The organism is Marinobacter sp. MIT930201, from assembly GCF_047122665.1.
GTDB lineage: Bacteria > Pseudomonadota > Gammaproteobacteria > Pseudomonadales > Oleiphilaceae > Marinobacter > Marinobacter salarius.
On the sequence record NZ_CP138916.1, the window covers coordinates 1,494,636 to 1,505,664 of the forward strand.

The window sequence follows — 11,029 nt, forward strand, 5'->3', positions numbered from 1 at the left end:
ACACGGGAAATGCACCCCGTTTATGTCAGAGTTGCACAAGCCTATCAACGCTTCAATCAGAATCCGGATCCGTTTTGATATGACACAGCAGCAGACTCCGCCGGTAGTTCTTGTAGATGGCTCTTCCTACCTCTTCCGCGCCTATCATGCCCTGCCGCCACTGATGACCAGCAAGAGCCACCCCACGGGCGCCATAAAGGGCGTTATCAGCATGATCCGGAAGCTGGAACAGGATTTTCCAGGCTCAAAAATGGTGGTGGTGTTCGACGCCAAGGGTAAGACCTTTCGCAACGACCTGTACGAAGACTACAAGGCCACCCGCCCGCCTATGCCGGATGACCTGGCTATGCAGATCCAGCCAATCCACGACATGGTTCGGGCCATGGGTCTGCCCTTGTTGATCGTCAGTGGCGTGGAAGCCGACGATGTCATCGGCACCCTGGCCCATGAAGCCACCAGCAAGGGCATTGATGTGGTGGTGTCGACCGGCGACAAGGACATGGCGCAGCTGGTGAGCGATCACGTCACCCTGATTAACACCATGACGGATACCCGCATGGACCGCGATGGCGTGGTCGAGAAATTCGGCATTGGCCCGGAGCAGATCGTGGACTACCTGGCGCTGGTGGGCGACAAGGTGGACAACATTCCCGGAGTCAACAAGTGCGGCCCGAAAACCGCCGTTAAATGGCTACAGGCGTGGGACAACCTGGATGACATCATTGAGCATGCGGACGAGGTCAAAGGCAAAATTGGCGAATACCTTCGGGAAGCCACCGAAACCCTGCCGCTCAGTCGCCAACTGGCCACCATCAAAACCGACGTGGATCTTGAGTTCGGGCTGGAAGACCTCAAGCTGAGGACCCAGGACGACGGTCAGTTGCTGGAACTGTTCCGGGAATATGAGCTTCGATCCTGGATTGCCGAGCTCGAAAACAGCGACTCAGCCGATGAAAAAAGCGCGGACGATGCCGTCGACAACAGCGCCAATCCGGCCAGCAAAGAGAAAACATACACAATAGTGACCGATCAGGCAGAGCTGGATACCTGGATTGATCGCCTCAACAAGGCACCGCTGTTCGCCTTTGATACCGAGACCACCAGCCTGCGTTATATGGACGCCGATGTCGTTGGTGTGTCCTTTGCCATTGAGCCCGGCGAGGCTGCCTACGTGCCATTTGGCCACGATTATATGGGCGCCCCGGAACAACTGGACCGGGAAACAGTGCTGGACCAGTTGAAACCTTTGCTGGAAGACCCGAAGAAAGCCAAGCTCGGCCAGAACCTCAAATACGACAAGAACGTGCTGGCCAACCACGGCATCCACCTGGAAGGCATTGCGGAAGACACCATGCTGGAGTCCTACGTACTCAATTCCGTAGGGTCTCGTCACGACATGGACTCGCTGGCCAGGCAATACCTGGGCGAGCAGACCATCACTTTCGAATCCATCGCCGGCAAAGGCGCCAAGCAACTGACCTTCAACCAGATTGATCTGGAGCAGGCTGGCCCCTACGCGGCAGAAGACGCCGATATCACCCTTCGACTGCACCAGGCGCTGCGACCGCAACTGGAGAAAACCGGCCGGCTGCGGGACGTCTATGAAAACATCGACCTGCCACTGGTGCCCGTACTGTCCCGTATGGAGCAACGAGGTGCGATGATCAGCGCCAGCACGCTGCGCAAGCACAGCCAGGAATTGGCAGAGCGTATGGCGGAGCTTGAGAAGGAAGCCCACGAGGAAGCCGGCGAAAGCTTCAATCTGGGCTCTCCCAAGCAACTACAGGCCATTTTCTACGACAAGATGGGGCTGCCGGTGGTAAAGAAAACCCCGAAAGGCGCGCCCTCCACGGCGGAACCGGTGCTGCAGGAACTGGCCCACGAGCATACCCTGCCCCGTTTGATCCTTGAGCACCGCAGCCTGAGCAAGCTGAAGTCCACCTACACCGACACCTTGCCGGAATTGATTCACCATCGCACTGGCCGGATTCACACCTCCTATCACCAGGCGGTAACGGCCACCGGCCGACTGTCGTCCTCGGAGCCGAACCTGCAGAACATTCCCATCCGCAGCGAACAGGGCCGGCGCATTCGCCAGGCTTTCGTGGCCCCGGAGGGCTACAAGCTGATGGCGGCGGACTACTCCCAGATTGAGCTGCGCATCATGGCGCACCTGTCGGGCGACAAGGGACTGCTCAAGGCGTTCGAAAAGGGCGAGGACATTCACCGGGCGACGGCTGCCGAAGTCTTTGGCGTGGCCGTCGACGACGTCTCCGGCGACCAGCGCCGCAGCGCCAAGGCCATCAACTTCGGACTCATTTATGGCATGTCCGCCTTTGGCCTTGGCCGCCAGTTGGATGTGGGCCGCAACCAAGCACAGGAGTATATTGACCGCTATTTCGAGCGCTATCCCGGCGTGCTGAAATACATGGACAGTATTCGCAAACAGGCCCACGACGACGGATACGTGGAAACGCTCTACGGCCGTCGCCTGTACCTGCCGGAAATCAACGCCCGCAACAAGCAGCTGCAACAGGCCGCCGAGCGTACGGCCATCAATGCCCCCATGCAGGGGACTGCCGCGGACATTATCAAGCGGGCCATGGTCAGCGTTGAGGACTGGCTACAGGAACATCACCAGGACGATGCCCGAATGATCCTGCAGGTTCACGACGAACTGATTCTGGAAGTGCGTGAATCCGCCGTGGACAAGATTCGCGAAGGCCTTGAGAAGCGGATGTCTGCTGCGGCATCGCTGGATGTACCCTTACTGGTGGAGGCCGGCGTCGGTAATAACTGGGACGAAGCCCACTGAACCCTCTCGCCCAGGTTCCGTTTTGGGGCGAACAAGGTGGTTTCGCCCCAAAACACACCATTCTTTTTGCAGTCTCACCAGTATGCTCCCAGCAACGACGGCGCTGGGCTCGACAGCCGAAAACGGCACGAAATTCGCAAGCCTTGTGAGGGTCGGCTCCGCATTCGCATGAGTGAATACCGGGGCCATGTTGTGACACTTTTCTACCCGAGGCACTCACCATGACTTTTCTGGCTTCCGAGCGCAGTTGGCTTATGAACCCTGGCTTACTGAAACTGGTTCACCAGTGTCGCCGCTTAATTCAGTCTGAGTTCGGGGTAAAGCTGCACCTCACGGAAGAGCACCTGGAACGGCATCTAGCGGACTATGCCAGCAAAACCCGCTCAGCCCACCTCATCCACACCTGGGAAATACTCAGACCCCAGATCCCTCACCTGGACCTGCACGACGAGACCGACAATGCGAAGCGAATGTATCGCGGACAGGAAATTGCCGAGGAAACGTCTAGGGGCGACAGTAGTGCTTCCGAAACGGAAGCAGAAAGGACGAGAAAGAAGAAGGTTATCTATCGTGGGCAGGTTATTGGTTGAGGGGCGCCGTACGCCCCTCAAGGTATCACTTAAAACTGCTTGCTGACCTGTACCCCCGCACTCCAGGCATCAAGCTCATAGGTACCACGGTAGCGAGCCGCCCCGGGCGTAGGCTCGTCGTTGACGTCATAGTTCTGTTCGTTCACCTCTTCGTCGTCGAACAGCAACACCCCGGCGGCCACGTCTACCGTCCAGCCTGAACGGGCGTCGGCGTACTGTGCGCCCAGCGTGACCCAATCGCGATCCCCTGACGGGATTCGAGCCGTACGGAAATCGTCGTTCACCGGCGACTCATCCCAGGCATAGCCAGCCTTGAATGCCCACTCCGGGGTCGCCTGCCAGATGGCGCCGACATTGGCCTGCCAGGTGTCTTTCCAGTTTTCCGAAACGTGCGTCACCAGGCGCTCATCACCAAGACCGGGCCCTGCCTGAGAAGAAATTGGGCCATTGTCCTCACGGCTGACCACATCCAATGCCTCAAACCGGCTCCACTTGGCCCAGGTCGCACCTGCCAGCAGTGTTACGGTATCGGTCAATTGGTGACGGGCACCGAAGGTAATGCTCTCGGGAATATCCAGCGGGACAGTCACCCGTTCAGTGACCGTGGACTGGCTGAACGTCAGGCCACCACCGCTAAGGCTACCCTGCGGATAGTTACGAACTTCCGCGTCGCCATCCAGCTCCAGTTCTGTTCCGGTCTGGGCGGAGATACCAAACTGTGTTCGCTCCGACATTTCCCAAAGCAAGCCAAAGGCAAAGGTGAGCGCCACGTCACTGCCTTCGATATCCGCGTAACCGTCTTCCAGGGTCCCCGGGGGCAACCCGAAGCGGGCTTCCGTACCACTGTAGTCCTGGAATTTGGTCAGCCGGCCTTCGGCGTAGATCACATTGACGCCAGCACCCATGGAGAATCCATTACCGTCGTTAACGGCAATGGACGGGCTGAATGCAATGGCGGTCAACTCGGTCTTGTCCGCGAAAAAGCGCCCCTTGAAGTCATCCTCGTAATCCGCCGCAAGGCCATAGGGAGCGTGCAGACCGAAGCCCACGTCCAACCAGTCGTTGATTTCGTGGGTCATGTAAAAATTGGGAAGGACGGCCGGGTCGGCGATATCACCACCGTTTCCACCGGCGACGGGACGGCCGTCATCGCGAACGGCACTGCCGGTGCCTTCCTTGAGCTCGGCATCAATATCCAGAACGGCGGCACCAAACGACATATTGGTGCCGGAAAGCTGGCTCATGCCGGCCGGATTGAAGAAAACCGTGGTGGCATTTTCCGGATTGGCTGCGGTGCCGGCGTTAGCAACGCCCATGGCACTGGCACTTTGCTCATTGAGTGAAAAACCGCCGGCCAGCGCTGCGGCGGGTGCCACCAACGCCGATACCGTCGCGATTCGGATAACAGAGCCGGGCAATACTTTGTTTTTGCGCATAAATCCCCCTGGATGATCGTCGGGGCGGAGTATACGCATCACGGGCCAATGGCCTCAAATGCCATCACTACTGATTCAGAATCCTAACCGTTTACTACTTTAGTCTAATCCTCGATCAATCGTCCTGGATCGACAACTTGTCGACACTGGAAGCCAGCTTGTCAGCGCCCTGGGAATCGGCACCCAGCTTGATCATCAGGCGCAGGTCGTTGGCTGAATCCGCGTGCGCGAGGGCATCCTCATAAGTGATGGAGCCTTCGGCATAGAGCTCATAAAGCGCCTGATCAAAGGTGCGCATGCCGCTCTCGTTGGACTTGGACATCAGTTCCTTAAGTCGGTGCACTTCGCCTTTTCGAATCAGGTCCGCGACCAACGGTGTGTTGATCAACACTTCAATGACGGCTTTGCGGCCCTGCCCGTCCGGCGTCGGGATCAACTGTTGAGCGACGATGGCCTTGAGGTTCAGGGACAGGTCCATCCAGATCTGGTTGTGCTGTTCCGGCGGGAAGAACTGGATAATCCGGTCCAGCGCCTGGTTGGCGTTGTTGGCGTGCAGGGTAGCGAGGCACAGGTGGCCGGTTTCAGCAAACTGCACAGAGTATTCCATGGTCTGGCGGGTACGCACCTCACCGATGAGGATCACGTCCGGTGCCTGGCGCAGGGTGTTCTTCAGAGCCACTTCAAAGCTATCGGTATCGATGCCCACCTCTCGCTGAGTCACGATACAGCCCTGGTGCTGGTGCACGAATTCGATGGGGTCTTCGATGGAGATAATGTGGCCCCGGCTGTTGCGGTTACGATGCCCGAGCATAGCCGCCAGCGAGGTGGACTTACCGGTACCGGTGGCACCCACGAACATGATCAGGCCACGCTTGGTCATGGCCAGATCCTTGATGATTTCCGGCAGTGCCAGGTCATCAATCTGCGGGATTTTCACCTCGATCCGCCGCAGGACCATGCCGCAGAGGTTGCGCTGGAAGAAGGCGCTGACACGGAAGCGACCGATGCCTCGGGCACTGATGGCGAAGTTACACTCGTGGCTTTCTTCGAATTCGACCCGCTGCTTGTCGTTCATGGCGCCATAGACGAACTCCCTCGTCTGCTCCGGCGTCAATGCATTCTTGGTGACAGGCAGGACCTTGCCGTTGACCTTCATGGAGGGTGGCACACCGGCAGTAATGAAAAGGTCGGAGCCGCCTTTGTCCACCATCAAACGGAGCAGTTTTTCGAATTCCATGATCTTTTTACCTGTGTTTCTGGCTTTCGGTGATTTGGGTGTCGGCCAGCGCCTGTTCCAGGGCACGCCGTGAACACGTCCATGTGCGCTCGACAAAAACATCCATGTTTTTGACGTCCCTGGAACAGGCACTGCCCGACACCCTCCGAACTTTTGCCGAACCTTCTACAAAGTTTAGAAATTATCCGGCATTTTTGCTTTCATTCTCGCGGCTTCGCGGGAAATCAGGCCTTTCTTCAAGAGTTTTTCCAAGCACTGATCCAGAGTTGTCATGCCCAGGGAACCGCCGGTCTGGATCGCCGAGTACATCTGCGCGATCTTGTCTTCACGAATCAGGTTTCGGATCGCCGAGGTGCCAATCATGATTTCGTGTGCCGCAATCCGGCCGCCGCCCATTTTCTTCATCAGGGTCTGGGAGATAACCGCCTGCAATGATTCCGACAACATGGACCGAACCATGGACTTCTCTTCCGCCGGGAACACGTCCACCACGCGGTCGATGGTTTTGGCCGCCGAGGTGGTGTGCAGGGTGCCGAACACCAGGTGACCGGTTTCCGCCGCCGTCAGGGCCAGGCGGATGGTTTCCAGGTCCCGCAGCTCGCCGACCAGGATAATGTCCGGGTCTTCCCGCAGTGCGGAGCGCAGGGCTTCGTTGAAGCCCAGGGTGTCACGATGCACTTCCCGCTGGTTCAGCAGGCACTTCTTGGATTCGTGTACGAATTCGATGGGGTCCTCGATGGTGAGGATGTGCTCATAGCGGCTGTCGTTGATGTAGTCGATCATCGCCGCCAGGGTGGTGGACTTACCGGAGCCTGTTGGGCCCGTAACCAGCACCAGACCTCGTGGCACAGAGGCGATGTCCTTGAACACCTGCCCCATACCGAGGTCTTCCATCGTCAGTACCTTTGACGGGATGGTCCGGAAGACAGCACCGGAGCCACGGTTCTGGTTAAACGCGTTAACACGGAAGCGGGCGACACCAGGCACCTCGAAGGAGAAGTCGGTCTCCAGGAACTCTTCGTAGTCCTTGCGCTGCTTGTCGTTCATGATGTCGTAGATCAGCCCATGGACTTCTTTATGCTCCATTGGCGGAAGGTTGATGCGGCGGACATCGCCATCAACACGGATCATCGGGGGAAGGCCGGCAGACAGGTGCAAGTCTGATGCGCCCTGTTTGGCCGAAAAGGCAAGCAGTTCAGTAATATCCATAGGGGTCCTCGGAAGGCTTTTTTCTTTTATCCCGGTATGCGCCGGCTCCGGTCATTGGCACTGAACGGCTTCACTTGGCATTTCAGTAACCTGCGGGTAACGTGTCAGCGTATCAGAGACTGACCGGAATCGGCGGATTCGCACTATGAGCAGCATAGCAGACAACATCGGGAGCGTAACCCGACGCATACAAAAAGCAACATTGAAGGCCGGCCGCAGCGCGGGTTCCGTGCATCTGCTGGCGGTCAGTAAGACGCGCCCGGCCGACGAGCTTCGCACGGCTTACAGCGCCGGCCAACGGGCATTTGGTGAAAACTACGTTCAGGAAGCTCTGGACAAAATGGAGGAGCTGAAGGAACTGGACGCCATCGAATGGCACTTTATAGGCCCCATTCAATCCAACAAGACCCGCCAGATTGCCGGGGCATTTGCCTGGGCACACAGCGTTGACCGACTCAAGATTGCTCAGCGCCTGAACGATCAGCGCCCTTCCACTCTCCCGCCGTTGAATATCTGCCTTCAGGTGAACATCAACAATGAGGAGAGCAAGTCCGGTTGTACCCTGAAGGATCTCACCAACATGGCAGACGCCATCGAAGAGATGCCAAATCTCTCGCTCAGGGGGCTGATGGCGATTCCGGACCCGGATCAGCCCGAGGCGGAGTTACGCTCAAGTTTTCGCAAGTTGGCCAATGCGCTGAAGCACATGCGCCAGGAGGCTCCCGGCTGCGGTCCGCTGGACACCCTCTCCATGGGCATGTCCGGCGACCTTGAGATGGCCATTGAGGAGGGCGCAACCTGGGTAAGAGTCGGTACCGCCCTGTTCGGGCCTCGGTAACCGGAAGCTGACAGGCCCAGATCCTGTTATCATCAGCGGCAGACTGACAATTGACCACTACTGATCCAAACGTGGAGTGAACCTTGAGCACATCACCAACGATTTCGTTTATCGGTGCCGGCAACATGGCCAGCGCCATCATCGGTGGCATGCTGGACAGCGGCTTCAAGGCCGCCAACATCTGGGTCAGCGCCCCCGATGACAACCATCTTCAATCCATCCGCAAACAATTTGGTGTCAGCGTCACCACCGACAATCGTTACTGCGCCGAGCAGGCGGACATGGTGGTTCTGGCGGTGAAGCCACAGGTTATGGCAAGTGTTTGCTCAGACATCGCCCCGGTGGTGCAGAACACCCGCCCGCTAATGGTGTCGATCGCGGCCGGGCTGGAAGCTTCCACCCTGGACGAGTGGCTCGGTGGCGGACTGCCGCTGGTGCGCGTGATGCCCAACACGCCATCGCTGGTTGGTAAAGGGGCTGCCGGGCTCTATGCCAATGATCAGGTCAAGGAAAAGCAGAAGACCATGGTGGAGTCGGTCTTTAACAGCATTGGCTCGGCGCTCTGGGTGGAGGACGAATCCCTCCTGCATGCAGTGACTGCACTTTCTGGCAGCGGCCCCGCCTATTTCTTCCTGATGCTGGAAGCACTGGAAGAGGCGGCCACCGATGCCGGCATTGCCGGCGAGACCGCACGCGCACTGGCAATCCAGACCATGGCCGGCGCCGCCGAAATGGCAGGACGCAGTGAACACGACCCCGGCCAGCTCAAACGCAATGTCATGTCTCCCGGTGGCACCACAGAACAGGCCATCCAGACCTTTGAAGAAGGTGGCATGAGAGATCTGGTCAAGAAGGCCTACTCAGCCGCTTACAAGCGCTCCGGGGAAATGGCCAAAGAACTCGCCAATAAACAGTAACCAATAACGGGAGACACGGCTTCATGCTGGCTGACATTCTGATCACCATTCTGCTCATTGCCTCGACGTTCTACCTGACGATCGTGCTGCTGCGCTTTTTGCTGCAACTGGCCAGGGCGGATTTCTACAATCCGATCTCGCAGTTTGTTGTGAAAGCCACCAACCCGCTGCTGCGTCCGCTTCGCCGCTTTATTCCCGGTTGGGGCGGTATCGACGGCGCAGCCCTGGTGCTGGCGGTCATCATCCAGGCGATCACCTTTTTCCTCATTCTTGTGGCCCTGAACAGCAGCATACCGGCGATCAACCCGCTCACCCTGCTCAGCTGGGCTATCCTTAACGTTCTTGATCTGATCGTTAAGATCTACTTCTGGTCCGTCATTGCAGTCGTGGTCGTCAGCTGGATTGCGCCACAAAGCGGCCACCCTGCTATCCAACTGGTTGCGCAGATCACCGAACCCGTGATGCGCCCCGTACGCAATGTGATGCCATCCATGGGCGGCCTGGATCTGTCCCCGATTATCGTGTTCCTGATCCTCAATGTGGTTTCGGTGGTGATCGACCACATGAAGGTAGCCGCCGGCATGGGCTCCATCGTCGGAATGTAGACCACCTCTCAAAAACACATTCCGTTACATATCAGGACAATAAACTACTCTCACCTGCAGCTGGTTCATCTATCTGAATCAGCTGCACTTTTTTCCTTCTACACGTCGCCCTGCTATACAGACCCGTGATCGCCGCCGCAGATTTGCCGCGCCAATGCGGTAACATTAGCTATATTTTTGGCACAACTTTAACCAACCAAGATCCAACGCAGTCGCCCGGAAGTCGCGCAGAAGGATGGTCCGATGAACAAGCAAGGAACCCTGTCGCAGCAGGTAGAGGCCTACCACGGCTGGAAAAAAGAACTGATCAGGCAGATCGGTCGCTACCGTCTGTGGCTGCAGGACAACAACCTGTTTTCAGACGATGTCAGCAACCGCATTCGTCACGGCCTTGAGCTGCTGATCGAAGACGAACTCACCATTGCTTTCGTGGGTGAGTATTCCCGCGGCAAGACGGAACTGATCAACGCCCTCTTCTTTTCAGAATACGGCCAGCGCATGCTGCCATCCCAGGCGGGCCGCACCACCATGTGCCCGACCGAGCTGTTCTTTGACCGCACGTCAAACAGCAACTACCTGTTGCTGCTCCCGATCGAAACCAGGACCGGCGAGCTCTCCCTGCAGCAACTGCGCAAGCAGCCCGAACGCTGGGTCAAACACGACCTGGACGAGCGCGACCCGGAAATCATGCGGGAAGTTCTGGCGGAAGTGGCTCGCGTAAAGAGCGTCACTCCGCAGGAAGCCCGCAAACTGGGCTTCGACGAGGACATGCTGGAGCATGACCGCAACAAGCCGGGTAATGTCGTGGTGCCGGCCTGGCGCAACGCCCAGATCAGCATTCGCCATCCGTTGTTCGAACGCGGCCTGCGCATACTGGACACCCCGGGGCTCAACGCTCTCGGCTCAGAGCCAGAACTGACCATCAGTATGTTGCCTCGCGCCCACGCCATTATCTTCCTGTTGAGCGCGGATACCGGCGTCACTGCCAGCGACATGACGATCTGGAAGGATCACATCGACACCGAGCACGCCGACCACCGCGCTGGCCGATTCGCAGTGCTCAACAAGATCGACGTGCTCTGGGATGATCTCCAGGGCGAGAAGCATACCCAGGAAGCCATTGACCGGGTGCGTAGCTACACCGCCGACCACCTCGGCATGCGCCAGAACGACGTGATACCGCTGTCCGCCAAGCAAGGCCTGCTGGCCCGGGTCAAAGGCAACGAAGAACTGCTTGAACGTTCGAACCTCGCCCAACTGGAACAGTTGATCATCCAGCGCATCCTGATGCACAAGGAACAGCTGATTACACAGAGCCTGATCAACGACCTGTTGGGCATGCTGCAGAACAGTCAGGCCGCCATGCAAAACCGGCTGGACGC

Annotated in this window: 8 protein-coding genes and 1 pseudogene; 6 read left to right on the plus strand and 3 right to left on the minus strand. The window is 57.9% G+C overall.

The features are described from left to right. Positions 1–79: 79 nt before the first annotated feature. Positions 80–2,815 (plus strand): DNA polymerase I, encoded by a 2,736-nt coding sequence (polA, locus tag SIC19_RS06970; RefSeq protein ID WP_126810648.1) that lies wholly within the window; start codon positions 80–82, stop codon positions 2,813–2,815. Between the two features lie 221 nt (positions 2,816–3,036). Then, positions 3,037–3,405 (plus strand): hypothetical protein, encoded by a 369-nt coding sequence (locus SIC19_RS06975; RefSeq protein WP_041332636.1) that lies wholly within the window; start codon positions 3,037–3,039, stop codon positions 3,403–3,405. 29 nt (positions 3,406–3,434) lie between these two features. Here the strand turns inward: SIC19_RS06975 and SIC19_RS06980 are convergent, their stop codons facing one another. The 3 genes from SIC19_RS06980 to SIC19_RS06990 form a co-directional block, all read right to left on the minus strand. Continuing rightward, the gene (locus tag SIC19_RS06980; protein WP_185906464.1) at positions 3,435–4,841 is read right to left on the minus strand and encodes an OmpP1/FadL family transporter; all 1,407 of its coding nucleotides are present in this window, start codon (positions 4,839–4,841) and stop codon (positions 3,435–3,437) included. Positions 4,842–4,956: 115 nt separating this feature from the next. After that, entirely contained in the window at positions 4,957–6,078 is a 1,122-nt protein-coding gene (locus tag SIC19_RS06985; protein WP_041332635.1) for a PilT/PilU family type 4a pilus ATPase, read from the minus strand. Positions 6,079–6,252: 174 nt separating this feature from the next. Continuing rightward, complete coding sequence (locus SIC19_RS06990) at positions 6,253–7,287, minus strand: type IV pilus twitching motility protein PilT (protein WP_027830795.1); 1,035 nt, start codon at positions 7,285–7,287, stop codon at positions 6,253–6,255. 145 nt (positions 7,288–7,432) lie between these two features. On the opposite strand from SIC19_RS06990, the gene SIC19_RS06995 reads away from it, so the two are divergent. The 4 genes and pseudogenes from SIC19_RS06995 to SIC19_RS07010 form a co-directional block, all read left to right on the plus strand. Further along, complete coding sequence (locus tag SIC19_RS06995) at positions 7,433–8,125, plus strand: YggS family pyridoxal phosphate-dependent enzyme (RefSeq protein ID WP_041332633.1); 693 nt, start codon at positions 7,433–7,435, stop codon at positions 8,123–8,125. Positions 8,126–8,208: 83 nt separating this feature from the next. After that, positions 8,209–9,042: a pyrroline-5-carboxylate reductase gene (gene proC, locus SIC19_RS07000; RefSeq protein ID WP_036203143.1), complete on the plus strand. Its 834-nt coding sequence runs from the start codon at positions 8,209–8,211 to the stop codon at positions 9,040–9,042. A gap of 23 nt (positions 9,043–9,065) precedes the next feature. Next, positions 9,066–9,647: a YggT family protein gene (locus tag SIC19_RS07005; protein WP_036203140.1), complete on the plus strand. Its 582-nt coding sequence runs from the start codon at positions 9,066–9,068 to the stop codon at positions 9,645–9,647. Positions 9,648–9,890: 243 nt separating this feature from the next. Further along, positions 9,891–10,652, plus strand: a pseudogene (locus SIC19_RS07010) (dynamin family protein); the annotation flags it as partial. Positions 10,653–11,029: the final 377 nt, after the last annotated feature.